This window comes from Roseomonas rosulenta (assembly GCF_016106005.1).
GTDB classification, from domain to species: Bacteria; Pseudomonadota; Alphaproteobacteria; order Acetobacterales; family Acetobacteraceae; genus Neoroseomonas; species Neoroseomonas rosulenta.
In genome coordinates, this window is the sequence record NZ_JACADR010000009.1 from 22997 (window position 1) to 43222 (window position 20226).

A 20226-nucleotide genomic window follows, 5' to 3' on the forward strand; every position below is an offset into this window, starting at 1 on the left:
GGCGCGGATCCGGAGCCCCGCATGCATGTCCTGATGATCTTCGCCCATCCGTGCGCCGACAGCTTCTCCGCCGCGCTGCGCGACACCACGCGCGCCGCGCTCGAATCCGCCGGCCATACCGTCGAGTTGCGCGACCTCTACGCCGAGCGCTTCGACCCCGTGCTCTCGGCCGATGAACGCGCCCGCTACCACACCGAGGGCGACAACGTGGCCGGCATCGAGGACCACGTCGTGGCATTGCGCCGGGCAGAGGCGCTCGTGCTCGTGTACCCCACCTGGTGGTACGGCATGCCCGCCATGCTGAAGGGCTGGATGGATCGCGTCTGGTCGCCGGGCGTCGCGTTCCGCCTCGGCGCCGGCGCGATCGAGCCGCTGCTGACCAACATCCGGCGCATCGGCGTGGTGACCACCTATGGCTCGCCGCTCTGGCTGCTCTGGTACATCGGCTGGCCCGACCGCAAGCTGATCGGGCGCGGCATCAGGCGGCTCTGCGCGAAGGGATGCCGGCTCGACTGGGTCTACCTGAATGCGATGGACCAGCGGAAGCCGGCGGAACTGAAAGCCTTCGTGGAGAAGGTGCGCGCGCATTTCAGCCGCTGGTGAAAAGGTGGTCGAGCTCCCGCCAGTCGGGCAGCTCGGCGTCCAGCACGCGCCCGGCGCGCAGCACGATGCGGTCGGCTTGCGGGCGCGAGAGCAACTCCGTCATCACCCGCGCGCGGAACAGGATGAGGTCGGCAGCCGCACCGACACGGATCACGCCGTGATCGCTCAACCCCATCGCCGCGGCCGGTGTCGCGGCGGCGGCGCGCGGCCAGTCCCCGAAGGGATGATCGAGGTGCAGGATGCGCGTCGCCGCGCGGAACACCTCGACCATGTCGAGGTCGCCATAGGCGTAGAACGGGTCGCGCGTGTTGTCGGAGGCGATCGAGACAGGCACGCCCGCCGCGCGCATCTCGTGCACCAGCGTCACGCCCCGCCAGCGCGGCGTGCGGCCCGGCGCGCGATCCTGCAGGTACATGTTGCACATCGGCAGGACGATGACGGCGATCCCCGCCTCGGCACACAGGCGGATGGTCTCGGCGGCGAACTCGTCCGGGTGCAGAGACAGCGCGCAGCAATGGCCGCACTGGATCGGGTGCCCGAAGCCGCGCCTGAGCGCCGTCGCGGCAATCTCGCGCAGCGCGCGCGCGCCGGTCTCGCCGCTCTCGTCCACATGCAGGTCGAGCGCCAGGTCCCGTTCCTCCGCCAGCGCGAAGAAGCGGTCCAGCATGGGCTGGAATTCCGCCGGCAGGTCATCGTGAAGTCCGCCCGTCAGGCGCGTGACCATGCCGAGCACGCCGCCCGATTCCGCCACGATGTCGGCCAGCGCCGCGCCTTCCTCGCCGGCGAAGCGATCGAGCGGCGCAATGGACGACGCCTGCAGGGTGATCCGCCCCGCCCATTCGTCCCGCAGCGCACGGAACATCGCCCAGGCATTCGGCGCATGTGGCATGTAGCTGTCGAGATGCGTCCGCAGCGCGACGGTTCCATGCGCGTAGGCGGCGCGCAGCGCGAAGTCGGCGCGCGCGCGCATGTCGGGCACCGACCAGTTTGCGCCGCGATCCGCCATGACCGCGGCGATCGCGCCCCCGAAGGTGCCGTCCGGGTTCGGCATGCGCGGCCAGATATGGCCCTTGTCGATGTGCGTATGGCCATCGACGAGGCCGGGCCAGACCTGGCCACCATCCAGCGAGGGGCCGTCCTGCGCCGTGCCCGCCGGCGCGATGGCGGCGATCCGTCCATGCGCGATGGACAGGTCCACGCCCACCAGCCCTTCACCATCGACCGGGCCCGGCGGCGGGACATCGAGCAGGCAGGCCGGCACGCGCGCATCGCGCAGCCAGAACGCCGTGCCGGCGCCGGCCAGCGCCCCGCGCAGCCTGGTCATCGCCTGGCTCATCGCCGATCTCCTCGCCCCATCGCGCTCTCGTGCCACTTGCGAAGCAGCAGGTGCGACAGAAGCGTCAACGCAAGGAAGATCGCGATGCCCGTGCCGCTCACCAGCACCAGCGCGGCGAACATGCGTGGGATCTGCAGCTGGTAGCCCGCCTCCAGGATGCGGTACGCGAGGCCCGAGGCGCTGCCCCCCGTACCCGCCACGAATTCCGCCACGATCGCCCCGATCAGCGCGAGCCCGCCTGAAATCCTCAGCCCCGCCAGGAAATATGGCAGCGCCGAGGGCAGCAGCAGCCGCACCAGCACCTGCCAGCGATTCGCCCGGTACAGCCGGAACAGGTCGATCAGGTTGTGATCGGCGGAATTCAGCCCGACCGTGGTGTTCGACAGGATCGGGAAGAAGGCGACGATCCAGGCGCAGATCAGCAGCGAGATGGTGACATCGTTCACCCAGATGATGATCAGCGGCGCGATGGCGACGATGGGCGTGACCTGCAGGATCACCGCGAAGGGAAACAGCGACAGCTCGATGATGCGCGACTGCGCGAACAGCACCGCCAGCACCAGCCCCAGCACGGCGGCCACGGACAGCGCCATGAAGGTGATCTTGAGCGTGATCAGCAGCGAGACCGACAGCGTGCCCCAGTCGCGCACCAGCGTCTGCGCCACCAGCACCGGGCCTGGCAGGATGTAGTGCGGGATGGCGTTGATGCGCACCACCGCCTCCCAGCCCCCGAGGAACAGGAAGGCGATCACGGTCGGTGCCAGGATGCGCAGCCAGGCCTCCGTCCCGCCCAGGCTCGGCAGCGCGCGTTCGGGGCTCGGTTCGTCGCTCATGCGGGGCGCTCGGCGGGGTTGATGGTGGCCGACAGCGCGGCCGAGACGGTGCGGCAATGCTCGGCATAGGCGGCCGAGGTGCGGAAGGCCTCGTCGCGCGGGCCCTCCACGGCGATCCCGACCTCCTGCGCGATGCGGCCGGGGCGCGGCGCCATCACCACCACGCGCTCGGCGAGGAAGACGCTCTCGAACACGGAATGCGTGACGAACACCACGGTGAAGCGGTCTTCCGACCACAGGTGCAGAAGGTCGTTATTGAGGCGGAAGCGGGTGATCTCGTCGAGCGCGGCGAAGGGTTCGTCCATCAGCAACAGGCGCGGGCGCGTGACCAGCGCGCGGGCGATGGAGACACGCATCTTCATCCCGCCCGACAGCGCCCGCGGATAGGCCTTCTCGAAGCCTTTCAGTTCCACGCGCGCGAGCCAATCGGCGGCGCGGTCCTCCGCCTCGCTGCGCTTCATGCCGGCCAGTTCCAGCGGCAGCGTCACATTGCGCATCACGCTTGCCCAGGGCATAAGCGTGGGCTCCTGGAAGACGAACCCGATGTCGCGCAGCGGGTCGCCGCTCGCGTCGTGCGCCGCCTGGGGCCAGTCGATCGAGCCTGAGGACGGCGCCGACAACCCCGCCAGGATGCGCAGCAGGGTCGATTTCCCGCAGCCCGAGGCGCCAAGCAATGCCACGAACTCGCCCTGCCGAATCGACAGGTCGATCCCGTTCAGCGCCAGCGTCCCGGTGCGATAGCGCTTGGTGACCCCGCGCAGCGCGACCAGCGGACGGTCTGCGGTCAAGCCAACCCCACCCGCTTGTTCACGAACTGCAGCGAATAGGCGCGCTTGAAGTCGAGCCCGGGTGGCATGGCGCCCGCATCGCGCATGGTGGTGTAGAAATTCTCCCAGCGCGCATCGGTCATGGCACCGATGCCCAGCGTCTCGGCATCGCCGGACATGACGATGCCGCGCTCGTTCATCACCCGCACGGCATAGGCGATGCGATCGGCCGTCATGTCGGGGTTGTCGCGCATGATCAGGCGGTTCGCCGCCTCGACATCCTGGCCGCGCATGTATTGCGACCAGCCCTCGATGGTGGCGTTTACGAAGCGCTGCACCAGGTCGGTCTTCTCGTTCACCATGCGCTGCGAGACGTCGATGGTGGTCTGGTAGTTCGGGAAGCCCGCATCCGCGATCAGGTGCACCCGCGGCCGCGCGCCGCCGGCAATGGCCGAGAACGGCTCGGACGACAGGAAGCCCTGCTGGATGGCGCCCTTGTCCGCCAGGAAGGGCTGGATGTTGAAGGTGTAGGGACGGATCTGGTCGTCGGTCAGGCCGAAGCGCGCGCGCAGGAAGGGCCAGTAGGTCACGCGCCCGCCGGCGCCGATGAGGATCGGCCGTCCGCGCATCTGCTCGAAGCCGGCGATGTTCGCTTCCTCGTGGCTCATCAGGATCTGCGGATCCTTCTGGAAGATGGCCGCGATGGTCAGGAAGGGTACGTTCTCCCGCACGAAGTTCAGCGCCTGGAACCCGTTGGACATCACCATGTCCACGCGCCCGGCCAGCAGCAGCTGCGCCGGGTTCTGCTGCGGACCGCCCATGCGCAGGTCGCACTCGATCCCGTAGCGGCGGTAGATGCCGGCCGCGACCGCCTGGTAGTAGCCGCCGTGTTCGGCCTGGGCGCGCCAGTTCGTCTGGAACGACACCCGGTCGAGGCTCTGCGCCGCCGGGACCCGCACGCCGCTCATCGCGACCAGGGCGAAGCCTGCCGCACCCTGCAGCGCGGCGCGCCGCTCGATCCGATACCTGGTGCGCATCCTGGCCTCCGTATGCGTTCCGCCTGCGCGCGATAGCGCAAATTCGCCACGGATGCAGCAAGGGACATGCCAGGGAGGCATCCGCATCCGCACCATGGCGACCCAGCATGCTGCCCGCCGCGCAGGCAGATGGCGGTAACCTGCCCGAGGATCGCGCAACCGTGTCGCGCGTGCTGTATCGCCGGATCGGTCCCGGCATGGCACGGTTCTTGGACACCCCCCTTGGATTTCGGCTGTCGGCTTCCGTGACCCACCTCCTGCTCGAACGGCTCACCAGGCGCTACGGCGCGCAGACCGTGGTCGATGGTCTCGACCTCGATGTCGCGCGTGGGGAATGCATCGCGCTGCTCGGCCCCTCGGGCTGCGGCAAGACCACCACGTTGCGCATGGTCGCGGGCTATGTCGCGCCCGATTCCGGGCGGATCGTGGTGGATGGGCGCGCGATCGAGCGCGCGCCGCCGCACAAGCGCAACATCGGCATGGTGTTCCAGAACTACGCGCTGTTCCCGCACATGACGGCCGCCGGCAATGTCGCCTTCGGGCTCGAGATGCAGGGCGTGCCGCGCGCAGAACGGGACGCGCGCGTGGCCGAGGCGCTCGCCATGGTGGGCCTCGCCGCCTTCGCCGCGCGCTACCCGGCGCAGCTCTCGGGCGGACAGCAGCAGCGCGTGGCCCTCGCCCGCGCGCTGGTGATCCGCCCCGCACTGCTGCTGCTCGATGAGCCGCTGTCGAACCTCGATGCCGGGCTGCGGGTCGAGATGCGGCAGGAGATCGCGGCACTTCGGCGGCGCACCGGCATCACCACCCTCTTCGTCACCCACGACCAGGAGGAAGCCCTCGCACTGGCCGACCGCATCGCGGTGATGCACCAGGGCCGCATCGTGGAATGCGCGCCGCCGGCGGAGCTCACTGAACGCCCGCGCCACGTCTTCACGGCCGGCTTCCTCGGCGCACGCACCGTGCTGCCGGGGCGCTTCGAGGGTGGCCTGTTCCAGGTCGCACCCGGGCTTGCCATCGCGCCCCCCGCCGACGCACCGGCGCGTCCCACGCACCTGGTGCTGCGCGCCGCGCGGCTGCGCCTGGCCGCCGACGACGCCGCCCTGCTGCGAGCGCCCGGCCGCATCGCGGAGGCCGCCTGGCTCGGCGACGAGATCCACTACGAGGTCGCGCTCGATGCCGGCCCGCGCATCCGCGTGCTGCGCCCCACCACCGAGGCCGCGCTGCCGCCGGGCACCGCCGTGACGCTCGCCGTCGGCGCCGACGCCATCACCTTCCTCGATGATTTCGGAGACACGCCATGACCAGCACGACCCGCCGCCTGCTGCTCGGCGCGGGCGCCGCCGCGCCCTTCGCCTTCATGCGCTCCCCCGTCGCGCAGATCAGGCGCGGGGATGAGCTCACCGTCGGCGTCTGGGGCGGCATGCAGGAACGCATCCTGCGGGAATTCGTGGCGACACCGCTCGAGCAGCAATACGGCGTGAAGATCAACTTCGTCCTCGGCGGCACGCCGGAGCGCCGGGCGCGCGCCTATGCCGAGCGCGGCCGCCCGTCCTTCGACATCGTCTACCTGAACATCTTCGAAAGCCGCCAGGCGGTGCGCGACGGCGTGACCCAGGCGCCCACCGACGCCGTGCCGAATGCGGCGAATCTCTATCCGGCGGCGAAGCTCGGCGGCTATGGCGTGGCCTTCAACCCGGTGACGATCGTGTATGACCGGCGCGCCGTGGCATCCCCCATGACCTCGTGGAAGGATTTCTGGCGCCCCGACCTGCGCGGCAAGGTGATCTGGCCAACCTATCCCGGCGCGCAGGGCACCGCCGCGCTGCTCATGGCGGCCAAGGTCTGGGGCGGCAGCGAGAACGACATCGACCCGGGCTTCCGCCAGATCGCCGCACTCAAGCCCTTCGCCGCCATCCAGGGCAGCCAGGACCAGCTGTTCACCATGTTCGACCAGCAGGTCGGCGCGGCCAGCGTGGAGTTTGGCTCCTTCACCCGCGCCTATGCCGAGGCGCGCAATCCCAACATCGTCATCGCCGATCCCGTCGAGGGCCAGGCGATCGCCACCAATGTCGCCTGCATCACCGTGGGCACGCAGAAGCAGGCGCTCGCCGAGGCCTGGGTGAACCTGCATCTCTCGCCCGAATGCCAGCGCGCCTATGCCGAGCGCATCTACTACAGCCCGACCATCCGCAACCTGACCCTGCCGCCCGAGCTCACCGCCAAGCTGGTGATGGGCGAGGACTCGGTCGGCAAGCTGGTCGATTTCGACTGGGATGTCGTGATCCGCAACCAGCCCCGCTGGTCGTCCCGCTTCACGCGCGAGATCGCCGGATGAGGCGCCTGACGAAAGCAAGGGTCCTGGCGGCGTACCAAGGGTACGCCGAAGCCGCGAATGCGGCCCACCGGAAGTCGGGTGTCGCGCCGGAGGCGTGCCTCCGACGCGACGGCAAGGCGGGCGGATGCCCGCAGCCCGCCGTCTGAGGGCGCATGAAGAATTCCGCCACGGGGCCGGTTCTCGCCGCCCCGTATTTTCTGTGGCTGATGGCGGCCTTCGCGGCGCCGCTCGGCGCCGTCGCGCTGCTCTCGGTGCAGGAGAGCAGCGAGTTGTTCGCGCCCCTGTCGCTGAACCCCTCCGCCATCCAGTACCTGGACCTGGCGACCGATCCGTTCAGCCAGCGCACCATCCTGCGCACGCTCGCACTCGGCGCCTGCGTCACGCTGGCCAGCGCAATCCTTGGCTACCCGATCGCGCTGTGGCTCACGCGCCTGCCGCCGGGCTGGCGGCCGCTCGGCTTCGCCTGTGTCCTGGTGCCGCTGCTGACGAATGTGGTCGTGCGCAGCCTCGGCATCATCCTGCTGCTCGCACCGGGCGGGCTGGTGTCGAATGCGCTGGCCTTGTTCGGGCTGCCGCGCGTGAACCTGCTGTTCGGCTGGTTCGCCGTGGGTCTCGCGCTGACGCAGGTGTTCCTGCCCTACATGGTTCTGGCGCTGTACGACGTGCTGGAAGCGCAGGAGAAGCGCCTGGCGGAGGCCGCCGCAGGCCTCGGCGCCGGGCCGGTCGTCACCTTCTTCCGTGTGACCCTGCCACTGTCGCTGCAAGGGCTTCGCGCGGGGCTCGTCATCGTCTTCCTGCTCTCCTCCACCGCCTATGTTTCGGCCACGCTGGTCGGCGGGCGGCAGGTGATGGTCAGCGGCATGGTGGTGCTGAAGGAGGGGCTCGAGATCCTGAACTACCCGGCCGCCTCGGCGCTCGCGATGGTGATGCTGGCGGCCTCGGTGCTGGTCACCTTCCTGATCGGCCGCGCCGTTTCCTTCGCGACACCCTGGATTACCGGACGCCCGCCGCGGCGCCTGCCATCGTTGCCCCGCGCACTGGTTGCGGCGCTGGAAGCGATCGGCCCGGCCGTGTCGCGCCTGCTGCTCGCCATCGCGCTGCTGCTGCTGCTGTTCCCGCTGCTGCTGGTCGCCGTCTCCTCCTTCAACAATTCGCCGCAGGCAACCGTCGCGCAATGGCTCGGCTTCACGTGGCGCTGGTATGCCGCGGTGCTGGAGAACGACCGCTACCTGGCCGATGCCTGGGTCAGCCTGAAGCTTGGCCTAGCCGCCACCGTTGTTTCGCTCGCCATCGCGCTGCCGGCGGCGCTCGCACTCGTGCGCGGCACGTTTCCCGGGCGCGAGGCGCTGTCTGCCTTCTTCATGCTGCCGCTCGCACTTCCGGGTATCGCCATCGGCCTTGGCATGCTGCGGCTGCTGCAGTGGTTCACCGCGCTGCCGGCCTTCCTCGGCATTCTCGCCGTGCACGTGGTGCTGGTCGCGCCTTTCATGCTGGCCATGCTGCGTGCCTCCGTCGCCGCGCTGGATCGCGGGTTGGAAGAAGCCGCCGGCGGGTTGGGCGCACCACCGTGGCGCGTGTTCCTGCAGATCGTGTTGCCGCAGCTCGCCCCGGGCATCGCGGTGGCCTGCCTGATCGGCTTCCTGATCTCCTTCGGGGAGGTCACGGTCACCGCCTTCCTCACCACCGCCCGGCTGCAGACGCTGCCGGTGCGGCTCTATGCCGAGGCTTCCTTCAGCCTCGAGAACACCATCAATGCCATCAGCACCGCCTTCATCCTGTTGACGGTGGCGCTGCTGCTGTTGATGCACCGCCTGGTGCCGCTGGATCGCGTCTGGCGGCGATGACAGGATCGCGCCCATGCTGACCGAGACCGACACCAGCCTGCTCCGCCGGGCCATCGCCTTAGCCGCCGAGGCCCGCGCACGCGGCGACCGGCCCTTCGCCGCCGTCATCGCGGACGCCGACGGCACGGTGCTGGCCGAGGCCGGTTCCATGCAGGGCGCATCGGGGGCCGGCACGCTGGCGCATTCCGAGATGAACGCGCTCTCCGCCGTGCTCGCCGCCGGCGTGCCGCGCCCGATGCTGCGCGCGGGCACCATGTATTCCTCCGGCGAGCCCTGCGCGATGTGCGCCGCGGCCGCCTTCTACGCCGGCATCGGGCGCGTCGTGTACGGGCTCTCGGCCCAGGCCATCCTGCATCTGCGCAATGCCCAGGCGCATACGGCGGGGCTGTCGCTCTCCTGCCGCGCGGTGCTGGAGACCGCGGCGGAGCCTGTGGAGGTCGTCGGACCGTGCCTGGAAGACGAAGCGGCCATTCCGCACCAGGGGTACTGGACCGAGGGCGCTGCCTGACGCAGGCTTTCGGCCGAGGCGCGGCGACGCGCCTGTCCAGCATCCACCACCCCCTGCCGCCGCTGCGCAGGGCCCGCCCCACCGACATCAAGCCGGGTTGACCGATGTACGCCGCCCCGCCCGAAGTCACCGCCCAAATCCATACCGAAGTGCCCGAGGCGCTGCGCATCGGCGGCCGCACCAGCGAATGGCTCTATGGTCGCCCCGGCCCGACGCCGCATTCCTTCCTCGAAGGACCGTCCTTCGACCGCACCGGTAATCTCTGGCTGACTGACATCGTCTTCGGCCGAATCTTCCGCGTCAGCCCGGCCGGCGACTGGAGCGTGGTCGCGGAGTACGACGGCGAACCGAACGGCCTTGCCTTCCATCGCGACGGCTGGGCCGCCATCACCGACGCCAAGCGCGGCCTGCTGCGGCTCGATCCCGCCACGGGCGCCGTGACTCCCCTGCTGCCGCGCGCGCGGCGCGAGGGCTTCCGCGGCGTCAACGACTGCACGTTCGCTATGAACGGCGACCTGTTCTTCACCGACCAAGGCCAGACCGGCCTGCAGGACCCGGCCGGGCGCGCCTATTGCCTGCGTGCCGGCGCCGACCAGGCCGATGCGCTGGTGAGCAATGTCCCAAGCCCGAACGGCCTGGTGCTGACGCCCGATGGTCATGCGCTTTACGTCGCCGCCACCCGCGACAACGCCATCTGGCGCGTGCCCATCACGCCCGATGGCGGCGTGATCCGCGTGGGACGCTTCATCGCCATGTCCGGCGGCTTGGCGGGGCCGGACGGCATGGCGCTCGACACGCAGGGCAACCTGGTGGTCGCGCATGCCGGCATGGGAACGGTGTGGATCTTCTCGCGGCTGGGCGAACCGTTGCTGCGCATCCGATCCCCGCGCGGGCTCGGCACCACGAATGTGTGCTTCGGCGGGCCCGACAACCGCGACATCTTCATCACCGAGAGCGAGACCGGCACCGTGCTGCGCACCCGCTGGGAGCATCCGGGCCAGCCGCTGTTCTCCCACGCGTGAACGAAGTGGAAAGGCCGCCCGGTCAGGATGCGCGCCGCTGCAGGAGGCAGCGCGCATGCCCGACCGGACCTTCCGTGCCCTGACCGGAGGCGAAAGCCCGCGCGTCAAGATCATCGACATCGGCGCCAACCCGATCGATTCCGAACCACCCTATGCCGCCATGCTGCGCGCCGGCGATGCCGAGGTGGTGGGCTTCGAACCGAACCCCGCTGCCCTGGCCATGCTCGAGCAGCGCCGCGGCCCGCTTGAGCGCTATTTCCCGCACGCCATCGGCGACGGGCAGCGCCACCGGCTGCATGTCTGCCAAGCGCCGGGCATGACCTCGCTGCTGGAACCGGACCCCGCGGTGCTCGGCCTGTTCCATGGCTTCCCCGACTGGGGCCGGGTGCTCTCGACGGAACCGATCGACACCGCCCGCCTGGACGACCTGCCGGAGACCGCCGGCGCCGACCTCCTCAAGCTCGACATCCAGGGCGCCGAGCTCATGGTGCTGCGCCACGCCGAAATCCGCCTGCGCGACGCCGTGGTGATCCAGGCCGAGGTCGAGTTCCTGCCGCTCTACAAGGACCAGCCGCTGTTCGGCGACATCGACCTCTTCCTGCGTGCGCGGGACTTCGTGCTGCATCGCTTCTTCCCCGCCGTCAGCCGTGCCGTGCAGCCGATGATGGTGAACGCCGACCCCTATGCCGGGCTCGGTCAGCTCGTCTGGGCGGATGCGGTGTTCATCCGCGACTTCGCGCGGCTCGATGCGCTCACCGACCGACAGCTGCTGGCAATGGCGGCAATCCTGCACGATTGCTACGCCGCCTATGACATCGCCTTCCGGCTGGTGGCGGAGCATGACCGCCGGCGCGGCACCGGTCGCGCCGCGGCCTACCTGGCCGGCCTTCAATCACCCCTGCCGCGCGCGGCCTGAGACAACGAGACGCCCCATGAGCATCACGGCCGAGGCCCCGCCCACCCTGCGCCGCCTCCTGCATGTCGGCTGCGGCATGCAGGACCCGCGAAAGCTGCCGCCCGCCTTCTTCGCGCCAGGCGAATGGCGCGAGGTGCGGCTCGACATCGACCCCGCCGTCGCCCCCGATATCCTGGGCTCCATCACGGACATGCCGATGGTCGGGAGCGCATCCTTCGACGCCGTCTGGTCGGCGCACAACCTCGAGCACCTGTATGCGCACGAGGTCCCGCTCGCGCTGCGCGAGTTCCGGCGCGTGCTGCGCCCCGGCGGCTTCGCGCTGATCACCCTGCCCGACCTGCAGCGCGCAGCGGAGCTGGTGGCGCAGGACCGGCTGGCGGAACCCGCCTACATCTCCCCCGCCGGGCCGATCGCGCCGCTCGACATGCTGTACGGCCATGGCGCGGCGATCGCAGCGGGCAACCACTTCATGGCGCACCGCACAGGCTTCACCGCCCGCACGCTGGAAGCTGCCCTGGTCGCCGCGCGCTTCGATTCCGTGCGCGTCGTGCGGGACGAGCACTACGCGTTCTGGGCCACTGCAACCGTCGCGGGCTGACCGGTCCGGACCGCGCCGGGGGTGCTGCCGAAGGCGGCGCGATAGGCCGCCCCGAAGGCCGGGGCGCTGGCATAGCCCACCGCGGCGGCGACCTGTGCCGGAGTCATGCCGTTGGCCAGCAGCGCCGCCGCCTCCGCCAGCCGCAGCGCCTGGCGCCAGCGCGCGAAGCCCATGCCGGTCTCGGCACGGAACAGGCGGCGCAGGGTGCGCGGGCTCGCCCCGGTGCGTTCCGCCCATGCCTCGAGCGTCAGCGCGCTGTCGGGCCGTTCCGCCAACGCGGCCACCAGGCGCTGCAGCCGCGCGTCCCGCGGCTGCGGCACCGCCAGCGGCAGGGTCGGCGCGCGGGCGATCTCCTCGAGGATCAGCGCGGCCAGATGCCCGCCGCGTCCCTTCTCGTCCCATTCCAGTGGTTCGGCGCAGGCGGCCAGGATCAGTTCGCGCAGCAGGGGCGCCACGGACAGCACCGCGGGATGCGCCGGCCCCGCCCCGGCGGCATCGGCCCGGAGGAACAAGGCCCGCATCGCCAGTCCCCGCGGCATTGCCACCGCATGGGGCAGCCCGGCCGGGATCCACAGCGCACGCGCCGGCGGCACGGTGAAGCGCGCGGCATCGGTGGTCACTCGCATGATTCCGGCCGTCGCATAGAGCAGCTGCGCCCGGTCGTGGCTGTGGCGCGGCACCGTCTCGCCCTCGGCGTAGTCGCGCGCGAAGGCGGCCAATGGCCGGTCCACCCGGTCCTGCGGGATGTCCCGCCGCGGAGCCTGGCCATTCCGCGACAGCATTTGGCCTGACGTCGCCATGCGGCCGAGGCTAGCCTGCCGCGACACCCGGGCGGAAGTCCCGGCATCGAGGACCAGCCATGACCGCGGCCCAGCGCCAGGTGGTGTTCATCAACGCCGCCCATAGCTTCACCCACTACTGCCTGCTGATCCTGGCCACTGCGGTGCTGGCCATGGTCACCCAGGATCGCGCGATGTTTGGCGGCGACTACGGACCGATCCTGGCGTTGGGCACGGCGATGTTCGTCACCTACGGCCTTGGCGCGCTGCCGATGGGTTGGCTCGCTGACCGGCTCGGCCGGCGGGCGCTGATGACCGCTTTCTTCCTCGGCACCGGCTTCTTCATGGCCGTGGCCGGCCTGATGAACAGCCCGGTGACGATCGGCGTCGCGCTTGGCCTGATGGGCTGCTTCGCCGCCATCTACCATCCGATCGGCACCGCGGTACTGGTCGAGGCTGCGGGCGAGAAGGTCGGCCGCGCCATGGGCATCAACGGCGTCTTCGGCAATATCGGCGTCGCCACCGCGCCTGTGGTCACCGCCTTCGTCGCGGCCGCGCTGGGCTGGCGCTGGGCCTTCATCATCCCGGGGGTGGTCTGTTTCGCGGTCGGGCTGCTTTATGCTCGCGAACCCGATTTCGACGCGGTGAAGGCCGGCGGTGGCGCGCGGCCCTTCCCCGAGATCCCGCGCAGCGTGGTGCGGCGCGCCGTGCTGATCCTGATGTCGATCGCCGCTGTCTCGGGCCTCGTTTTCAATGCCTATACGCTGCTGATCCCGAAGCTGATGCAGGAACGCCTGGCCAATAGCCCGGACCTGCTGCCGGTGGTCGGTCTGCTGGCCTTCCTCGCCACCATTTGCGGCGGGCTCACGCAATACACCGTGGGACATATCATCGACCGCACCACGCTGAGGCGCGTGTTCATGCCGCTCGGCATCGCCGTGGTGCCGGGGCTCCTCGCGCTGTCCTTTCTGGATGGATGGCTGGTGCTGCCGGTTGCGGGCCTGGTCGCAGCCTGTGTCTTCGGCCAGGTCACGGTGAACGAGACCATGACGGCGCGCTACATCGCCCCGCCTCTGCGCGCGAAGCTGTATTCGATCCGTTTCACCGTCGGCTTCCTCGGCGCCGCGATTGCGTCCCCCCTGGTGGGCTTCCTGCACGAGGCGACCGGCTCGCTCGCGGTCGCGATGCTGATGCTGGGCAGCTTCGCGATGATCACGCTGGTCTGTGCCTTCGCCTTCCCCGACCGGCCGGAGGAGCTCAAGCCGGAACTGTGGGCCCGGGCGCCCGAATTCGCTGAAACCGCGCGCCCGGCTGCTTTGCCGGCCGAATAGGCTGCCACGGCGATATCCGACCTGATCTGAACATCAGGTTGGATCTCCCGCGGTGGGCAACAGCGGTCCCGCCGCATCCCATGTCCAGCTGGCGGGACCGCGCGCCGGTTCCCCGCGCCTGGCTGCGTCCCTGGGCCTGGCGCGCCACGCGGTCGAGCGCTTCGCGCACCAACATCGCTGCAAGGTCCTGCAGCACGTGCCACACGGGTCCGGCAGCCGGTGTGGTGCTACTGCGGCGAAGTATCGTCACCAGTGGCGGTACCGGCACCGCGGGCTTACGCCCCCCGCCACTGGACCCGCACCATGGCAACACCCGGCAGGCGCGTGGCGGCTTCCGTAGCCGTGCCACCGCCATCCAGGCGATGTGCCTCAAGGATGTCCTATGACAGGCTGACCACGGCACCAAAGCCAAGCCGGCCGGCTTCAACGCTGCCACCGGTTCGCAACATTACGGATCGGAATTCGTTCCAGGAGTTGCCGCTCTCGAGGGGCAAGCATGGCCCACCGAATCATGCAGCCCGGCGCCGATGCCGGTGTCCGCCCTCTTGCATGTCATCCACCGGCCGGGCTTGCTGCGCGAATGCGCCTTCTCACCGGTCACGCGCGCCTTGCCGGGGTTCTCGGCTGGCCCGTCTCGCATTCCAGATCACCGCGCCTGCATGGGCATTGGCTGGCAACGCTGGGCATCGATGGCGCCTACCTGCCGCTGCCGGTGCATCCTGACCGTTTCGCTGCGGCGGTGCGCGCGCTGGCTGATCTCGGGTTTCGCGGCGCGAATGTGACCATCCCCCACAAGCAGGCAGCCTTCGCTGTGTGCGACGTGGTGGACGCCACGGCGCGACGGGCCGGCGCGGTGAATACCCTGGTGTTCCGTGACGGCCGCATCGAGGGCTCGAACACCGACGGATTTGGCTTCCTGGAAAGCGTGCGGGAGGGTGCGCCGGGCTGGCAGCCAGCCGACGGGCCGGCCGTGCTGCTGGGTGCTGGCGGGGCCGCACGCGCCGTGGCTGCCGCCCTGCTCGCTGCCGGCTGCCCGCGCGTCACGCTGGTCAACCGCTCGCGCGACCGTGCCGCGGCCCTCGCGCGTGACCTTGGCGGGGCGGTGGCGGTGGCCGATGCCCCTCCGGTGGACGACGCCGCGCTGCTCGTGAACACCACCTCGCTCGGCATGCAGGGCCAGCCGCCCCTGGAGATCGACCTTGCCGCACTGCCGTTTGCGGCCGTGGTCGCCGACATCGTCTATGTTCCGCTCGAGACGTCGTTACTGGCGGCTGCCCGTGCCCGCGGCCTGCGTGCCGTGGACGGGCTGGGCATGCTCCTGCACCAGGCACGCCCGGGCTTCGAGGCCTGGTTCGGCGTAGCCCCGATCGTCGATGCCGGCCTCCGCGCCGTGGTCGCAGCCGATATTCCACCCCGATGATCATCCTTGGCCTGACCGGCGGCATCGGGATGGGGAAGTCCACCGCGACTGCCACGCTGCGGCGCCTGCGGATCCCGGTCTTCGATGCCGACGCGACGGTGCACCGGTTGCAGGCGCGCGGCGGCCGTGCCGTGGCGGCGATCGCCGCAACCTTCCCCGGTAGCGTGCCGGACGGCCGAGTGGACCGGGAGGCGCTGCGCCGTGCCGTATTGAGCGATGCCGCTGCGCTGAAGCGCCTCGAGGCGATCGTCTGGCCATTGGTACGTGACGAGGAACGCCGTTTCCTCGCCCGTTCGCGCCGCGGCGGCGCCCGTGTGGTGGTGCTGGACGTGCCTCTGCTGTTCGAGAATGCTGGCGAGGCGCGTGTGGACCAGGTGATCGTCGTCTCCGCCCCACTTGCCGTGCAACGCGCGCGGGTGCTGCGTCGGCCTGGCATGACTGCCGATCGCTTTGCCGCCATCCATGCGCGCCAGATGCCGGATGGACAGAAGAGGCGCCGCGCGGATCATGTGGTGCGGACCGGCCTCAGCCGCTTCTTCGCCCAGGCGGCGATTCGGCGCATCATCGGCCGGCTCCGGCACAGCAAGCCCTGACCGCGGGATTCCAGCATGCGCGCCGCGCTGGTAGCATCCGGCCATGCGGCAGATCATCCTCGATACCGAGACCACCGGCCTCGACCCGCTGCAAGGCGACCGCGTCATCGAGGTGGCGGCGGTCGAACTCGTGAACCTGTTGCCGACCGGCGCCGTGTTCCACCGCTTGGTCGATCCGCAGCGCGACATTCCGGCCGAGGCCACTCGGATCCATGGCTTCACCAACGGTGACCTGGCAGGCAAGCCACGCTTCGCCGATATCATCGCGGAGCTGGTCAGCTTCCTGGGCGATGCGCCGATCATTGCCCATAACGCGCCCTTCGACTTCGGCTTCCTCGACGCCGAATTCCGCCGCTGCGGCGTCCAGCCGCTGGATCGCGGCCGCATGATCGACAGCCTGGCACTGGCCAAGCAGCGCTATCCCGGCATGCCGAACAGCCTGGACGCGCTGTGCCGGCGCCTGGGCGTCGACAACTCCATGCGCAGCTCGCACAACGCCATCCTGGATTGTCGGCTGCTGGCCGAGGTCTATCTCGAACTCATGGGCGGCAAGCAGCCAGGCTTCGAGCTGGCCGCTGCCCTGGCCAGCCGCGCCGAGACACTCGCAGTGGGAGAAACCGTCGCCTGGACTCCGCGACCCATCCTGGTGAGCGAGCCGCAGGCCACCGATCATGCGACATTCCTGCAGGCGAAGGTGAAGGACTCGCTCTGGCTGAAGCCGCCCTTCGCCGGGGCACCCTGATGCGCATCCTGCTGGGCATCGTCCTCGGCCTGGTCATCGGCTGGGTCGCGACTACTGCTGCCGTGCTGATCTATGGCGAGATGGCGCATGTCAGCCAGGCCGAAGGCGCCTTCGCAATGGGGGCGATCTTCCTGATCGGCCCTGTGGGCGGCGTCGCCGGCACGGTAGCTGGGGGAATCCTTGGCATGCGCTGGGCCCGGCGCGCCAGGGCGCGGTAGCCGCCTCTCAGGCCGAGCGCAGGATCCGCATGAGCTGCGTCACGTGCTCCGGCGGGGTTTGCGGCACGATGCCATGCCCCAGGTTGAAGACGTAAGGGCGCCCACGCATCGCGCCCAGGATTGACCGCGCCTCGGCTTCCAGCGCGGCCCCGCCCGCTACCAGCGCCAGCGGGTCGAGGTTGCCCTGCAGTGCCATCGTCGCCGGCACGGCCTGCGCCGCCCAGCGCGGGTCCATCGAGGTGTCGATCGCCGTCGCATCTACCCCCGCCCGCGCCGCGTAATCCGTCAGCAGCGGCCCGGCGAGGCGCGGGAAACCGATCAGCGGAATGCCTGGGCAGCGCTTACGCAGCGCGCGGGTGATGGCGGCGGTCGGCTCGATCACCCAGCGGCGGAACTGGCCCGGCGAGAGCATCCCGGCCCAGGAATCGAAGATCATCAGCGCCTCGGCGCCTGCTTCCACCTGCGCCACGAGGTATTCCACCGTGGCCTCCTGCAGGGTGCGGATCAGCCGGCCGAACAGTGCCGGATCCTGGTAGGCGAGGCTGCGCGCGGTCGGGAATTCCTTGCTGCCCTTTCCTTCCAGCATGTAGCAGGCGACCGTGAAGCACCCGCCGGCGAAGCCGATCAGCGTGGTGCGCGGTGCCTCGGCCGCGAGGCCTTCGCGTACACGGGACACTGTCTCGAAGACCGGGGCGGCGCGCGCCACAACCACGGACGGGTCAAGGGCCGCGATCGCTTCCGCCGTCCGCAGCGGCTCGAGGAGCGGCCCCTCGCCCTCGGCGAAGCGCAGCGGCTGGCCGAGCGCCCAGGGGATCATCAGGATGTCCGAGAACAGGATCGCCGCTTCCATGCCGTAGCGACGGATCGGCTGCAGCGTGACCTCGGCCGCGAGCGGCGGGGTGGTGCAGAGGCTGATGAAATCCCCCGCCTGGGCGCGCAACTCCCGGTATTCCGGCAGGTAGCGCCCGGCCTGGCGCATCAGCCAGGCGGGCGGAGGCCATACGGCCTCGCCACCCAGGGCACGCAGGAGGGGCTTGGCCGGGATCGTCGGGCGTTCAGTGTCCATGACCAACCCTTCGCAAGGAATCAGGTTTTAAGGAAGGGTGTGAAGGCTGTTGGGGGTGTGGATGACGGGGATGCAGGTCATCCCCGGCCCGTGTCGCGGCTTGTCCACCGGGGCGCTTGTGCTCGAAGCCCAGGTCAGTCCTGGCCTTCCCCGGCCTGTCCACACCATCCCCCGGGTCGGCGCCTGGATTATCCCGGGCGGATGGAACAGTGCCGGCGATTCACCATGTCCAGCCGCACGGCCAGCCGTCATGATTCCATCCCCGTCATCCACAGCGAAGCACGCTATCGTCCCCAAGATGATCCACCGCCAGATCAACCTGCATCTCGTCTCGGACTCCACGGGGGAGACGCTGAACTCGATCGCCCGCGCCACCCTCGCGCGGTTCGACGACCATCACGTGATCCATCACCGCTGGTCGCTGGTGCGCTCCCGCCTGCAGCTTGATCGCGTGCTCGAGGGGATGGAGCACGAACCCGGCCCGGTGCTCTACACCCTGGTCGATTCCAGCCTGCGCCTGGCGCTGGAAGAACACTGCGGCCGCCTTGGCCTGCCCTGTTTCTCGCCGCTCGACCCCGTGATGGAGCTGCTGCAGGGGGCCTTGGGCGCGCGCGCGAAGGAAAAGCGCGCGGCACAGCACGTCATGGATGCCGATTACTTCCGCCGTATCGATGCCATGCACTACGTGCTGAGCCACGATGATGGCCAGGGCACGCTCGGCATCCGCAACGCCGACGTGGTGCTGGTAGGGGTGTCGCGATCCTCGAAGACGCCGACCTGCTTCTATCTTGCGAACCGCGGCATCAAGGCGGCGAACGTACCGATCGTGCCAGGTGCGGGCCTGCCCGACGCTCTGGAGAACCCCCCCTGCCCGGTGGTCGGCCTTTATATCGAAGTGAATGCGCTGATCGACATCCGCCGTCACCGGCTCAAGATCATCGGTGCCGGCGGGGTGCGGCAGGACGCGACCGACTACATCGACCCCGAGGCTGTGAAGGCGGAGATCGTCGCCGCGCGGCGGCTCTGCACGGCGCGCGGCTGGCCGGTGATCGACGTGACCCGCCGCAGCATCGAGGAAACCGCGGCGACGGTGCTGCAGCTGATGGATGCGTGGCATGCACGCCGGAAGGATGCCGCCGCTCCGCCGCCCCCCGACGATCCCGCCGCGAGCGTGCTGGGCGTGCGCGGCGCCGGGGCATGATCCAGGCTGATTCGCCGCCGCTGGTGCTCGCCTCGGCCTCGGCGGCGCGTCGTGGATTGCTCGAGGGCGCGGGCCTGCGCTTTGAGGCGAGACCCGCTGCGGTGGACGAGGCTGCCATCAAGGACGGGGCGCAGGCCGAGGGCATACCAGCGGCTGATGCCGCGCTGATGCTGGCCGACGCCAAGGCCGAGCGGATCGCGCGCCGAAATCCCGAGGCGCTGGTGATCGGTTGCGACCAACTGCTGGTCTGCGAGGGCCGCTGGTATGACAAGCCGCCCGACATGGACACCGCGCGTGCACAGCTTCTGTCACTGCGCGGCCGTGCGCACGAACTGGTCACCGCCGTCGTCTGCCATCGCCATAGCGGCCGCATCTGGCAGCACGTGGCAGTGCCGCGCCTCATGATGCGCGCGTTCAGCGAAGACTTCCTGGACGAATACCTGGCGCTGGAAGGCGATCGCCTGCTGGGTTCGGTCGGAGCCTATCGTCTGGAAGGTCCTGGCATTCATCTGTTCACCCGCGTGCAGGGCGACCATGCCACCATCCTTGGCCTGCCCTTGCTGGAGCTGCTAGCCTTCCTGCGCCAGCACGGCGTGCTGCAAGGCTGATCATCCCCGGGTAGGGGGCAGCACGAGGGGCGCAAAGGTCCGCTCGCTCTCACATCATCGCCCGAACGCCCAGCATCGTCGCCAGCCCCACCATCAGCGCCGGCAGCATCCGCCTCTGCATCGCGAGGCACGCCAGCACCCCTGCTGCGAGCCCCGCGAGCCGCGCCGCCAGCGGCACCTCCGCCAGTGCGCCCGCCGGCGCCACGATCGCGAGCGTCACGAAAGCCGCGAGTGTCGCCTGCGCCACCGCCGTGGCCCAGGCGATCGCCGGATGGTCGGTGCTCAGTCCCCCGGCCAGCCACACGCCAAGGAGGCGCAGCGCCAGGCAGGCCGCGGCCGTCAGTGCCAGGGCAAGGTCAGCCTGCGCCACGGCGCTGCCCCAGCAGGAAGGCGGCCGTCCCGCCCGCCAGCCCCGCGGCGAGCAGCGCGACCGAGGCCGGCAGCAGCACCGCCAGCCCCGCCGCCGCGG

Annotated in this window: 22 protein-coding genes; 15 read left to right on the plus strand and 7 right to left on the minus strand. The window is 70.1% G+C overall.

Features of this window, described 5'->3' with window-relative positions; translation table 11 throughout:
• The first annotated feature begins 21 nt into the window (after window positions 1–21).
• On the plus strand, window positions 22–603 hold the full coding sequence (locus HW578_RS02915; protein ID WP_198369029.1) for an NAD(P)H-dependent oxidoreductase: 582 nt from the start codon (window positions 22–24) through the stop codon (window positions 601–603).
• On the opposite strand, the gene HW578_RS02920 is transcribed toward HW578_RS02915, so the two are convergent.
• Genes HW578_RS02920 through HW578_RS02935 form a run of 4 tightly spaced genes read right to left on the minus strand, consistent with a single transcriptional unit; the run spans window position 590 to window position 4576 of the window.
• Window positions 590–1939 carry a cytosine deaminase gene (locus tag HW578_RS02920; protein ID WP_232478540.1) on the minus strand — a complete coding sequence of 450 codons (1350 nt, stop codon included), beginning with the start codon at window positions 1937–1939 and terminating at the stop codon, window positions 590–592. The genes HW578_RS02915 and HW578_RS02920 overlap by 14 nt on opposite strands.
• On the minus strand, window positions 1936–2772 hold the full coding sequence (locus tag HW578_RS02925; protein WP_198369030.1) for an ABC transporter permease: 837 nt from the start codon (window positions 2770–2772) through the stop codon (window positions 1936–1938). The genes HW578_RS02920 and HW578_RS02925 overlap by 4 nt, the downstream gene beginning before the upstream one ends.
• Entirely contained in the window at window positions 2769–3560 is a 792-nt protein-coding gene (locus HW578_RS02930; RefSeq protein ID WP_232478541.1) for an ABC transporter ATP-binding protein, read from the minus strand. The genes HW578_RS02925 and HW578_RS02930 overlap by 4 nt, the downstream gene beginning before the upstream one ends.
• Window positions 3557–4576 carry an ABC transporter substrate-binding protein gene (locus HW578_RS02935; protein WP_198369031.1) on the minus strand — a complete coding sequence of 340 codons (1020 nt, stop codon included), beginning with the start codon at window positions 4574–4576 and terminating at the stop codon, window positions 3557–3559. Before HW578_RS02935 ends, HW578_RS02930 begins: the two co-directional genes overlap by 4 nt.
• Window positions 4577–4821: 245 nt before the next feature.
• On the opposite strand from HW578_RS02935, the gene HW578_RS02940 reads away from it, so the two are divergent.
• The 7 genes from HW578_RS02940 (at window position 4822) to HW578_RS02970 (ending at window position 11799) form a co-directional block, all read left to right on the plus strand.
• Window positions 4822–5877 (plus strand): ABC transporter ATP-binding protein, encoded by a 1056-nt coding sequence (locus HW578_RS02940; protein ID WP_369407802.1) that lies wholly within the window; start codon window positions 4822–4824, stop codon window positions 5875–5877.
• A complete protein-coding gene (locus HW578_RS02945; protein WP_198369032.1) occupies window positions 5874–6911 on the plus strand; it encodes an extracellular solute-binding protein in 1038 nt (345 codons plus the stop codon). The genes HW578_RS02940 and HW578_RS02945 overlap by 4 nt, the downstream gene beginning before the upstream one ends.
• A 152-nt stretch (window positions 6912–7063) precedes the next feature.
• Window positions 7064–8755, plus strand: coding sequence for an ABC transporter permease subunit (locus HW578_RS02950; RefSeq protein ID WP_198369033.1), 1692 nt, complete (start codon window positions 7064–7066; stop codon window positions 8753–8755).
• A gap of 13 nt (window positions 8756–8768) precedes the next feature.
• Window positions 8769–9263 carry a deaminase gene (locus HW578_RS02955; protein WP_198369034.1) on the plus strand — a complete coding sequence of 165 codons (495 nt, stop codon included), beginning with the start codon at window positions 8769–8771 and terminating at the stop codon, window positions 9261–9263.
• A 104-nt stretch (window positions 9264–9367) separates the two neighbouring features.
• Window positions 9368–10285: an SMP-30/gluconolactonase/LRE family protein gene (locus HW578_RS02960; RefSeq protein WP_198369035.1), complete on the plus strand. Its 918-nt coding sequence runs from the start codon at window positions 9368–9370 to the stop codon at window positions 10283–10285.
• Window positions 10286–10340: 55 nt separating this feature from the next.
• The gene (locus HW578_RS02965; protein ID WP_198369036.1) at window positions 10341–11201 is read left to right on the plus strand and encodes an FkbM family methyltransferase; all 861 of its coding nucleotides are present in this window, start codon (window positions 10341–10343) and stop codon (window positions 11199–11201) included.
• A 16-nt stretch (window positions 11202–11217) separates the two neighbouring features.
• Window positions 11218–11799 (plus strand): class I SAM-dependent methyltransferase, encoded by a 582-nt coding sequence (locus tag HW578_RS02970; RefSeq protein ID WP_198369037.1) that lies wholly within the window; start codon window positions 11218–11220, stop codon window positions 11797–11799.
• Here HW578_RS02970 and HW578_RS02975 read toward each other — a convergent pair.
• Window positions 11763–12581 (minus strand): AraC family transcriptional regulator, encoded by an 819-nt coding sequence (locus HW578_RS02975; RefSeq protein ID WP_198369038.1) that lies wholly within the window; start codon window positions 12579–12581, stop codon window positions 11763–11765. The two genes, HW578_RS02970 and HW578_RS02975, sit on opposite strands and share 37 nt — an antisense overlap.
• 77 nt (window positions 12582–12658) lie before the next feature.
• Here HW578_RS02975 and HW578_RS02980 point away from each other — a divergent pair, with 77 nt between their 5' ends.
• The 5 genes from HW578_RS02980 to HW578_RS03000 all read left to right on the plus strand — a co-directional run bounded on the left by HW578_RS02980 (window position 12659) and on the right by HW578_RS03000 (window position 16882).
• On the plus strand, window positions 12659–13909 hold the full coding sequence (locus tag HW578_RS02980; RefSeq protein WP_198369039.1) for an MFS transporter: 1251 nt from the start codon (window positions 12659–12661) through the stop codon (window positions 13907–13909).
• A gap of 580 nt (window positions 13910–14489) precedes the next feature.
• Entirely contained in the window at window positions 14490–15329 is an 840-nt protein-coding gene (locus HW578_RS02985) for a shikimate dehydrogenase (RefSeq protein ID WP_198369040.1), read from the plus strand.
• Window positions 15326–15922 carry a dephospho-CoA kinase gene (gene coaE, locus HW578_RS02990; protein ID WP_198369041.1) on the plus strand — a complete coding sequence of 199 codons (597 nt, stop codon included), beginning with the start codon at window positions 15326–15328 and terminating at the stop codon, window positions 15920–15922. Before HW578_RS02985 ends, coaE begins: the two co-directional genes overlap by 4 nt.
• A 43-nt stretch (window positions 15923–15965) precedes the next feature.
• The gene (gene dnaQ / locus HW578_RS02995; RefSeq protein ID WP_198369042.1) at window positions 15966–16664 is read left to right on the plus strand and encodes a DNA polymerase III subunit epsilon; all 699 of its coding nucleotides are present in this window, start codon (window positions 15966–15968) and stop codon (window positions 16662–16664) included.
• Window positions 16664–16882, plus strand: a complete 219-nt coding sequence (locus tag HW578_RS03000) for a hypothetical protein (protein WP_198369043.1) — start codon at window positions 16664–16666, stop codon at window positions 16880–16882. Before dnaQ ends, HW578_RS03000 begins: the two co-directional genes overlap by 1 nt.
• 7 nt (window positions 16883–16889) lie before the next feature.
• Here the strand turns inward: HW578_RS03000 and hemE are convergent, their stop codons facing one another.
• Window positions 16890–17948: a uroporphyrinogen decarboxylase gene (gene hemE / locus HW578_RS03005; RefSeq protein ID WP_198369044.1), complete on the minus strand. Its 1059-nt coding sequence runs from the start codon at window positions 17946–17948 to the stop codon at window positions 16890–16892.
• Window positions 17949–18246: 298 nt separating this feature from the next.
• On the opposite strand from hemE, the gene HW578_RS03010 reads away from it, so the two are divergent.
• The gene (locus HW578_RS03010) at window positions 18247–19149 is read left to right on the plus strand and encodes a pyruvate, water dikinase regulatory protein (RefSeq protein ID WP_198369045.1); all 903 of its coding nucleotides are present in this window, start codon (window positions 18247–18249) and stop codon (window positions 19147–19149) included.
• A complete protein-coding gene (locus HW578_RS03015; RefSeq protein ID WP_198369046.1) occupies window positions 19146–19757 on the plus strand; it encodes a Maf family protein in 612 nt (203 codons plus the stop codon). Before HW578_RS03010 ends, HW578_RS03015 begins: the two co-directional genes overlap by 4 nt.
• A gap of 49 nt (window positions 19758–19806) precedes the next feature.
• On the opposite strand, the gene HW578_RS03020 is transcribed toward HW578_RS03015, so the two are convergent.
• Entirely contained in the window at window positions 19807–20127 is a 321-nt protein-coding gene (locus HW578_RS03020) for an AzlD domain-containing protein (RefSeq protein WP_198369047.1), read from the minus strand.
• Between the last annotated feature and the right edge of the window lie 99 nt (window positions 20128–20226).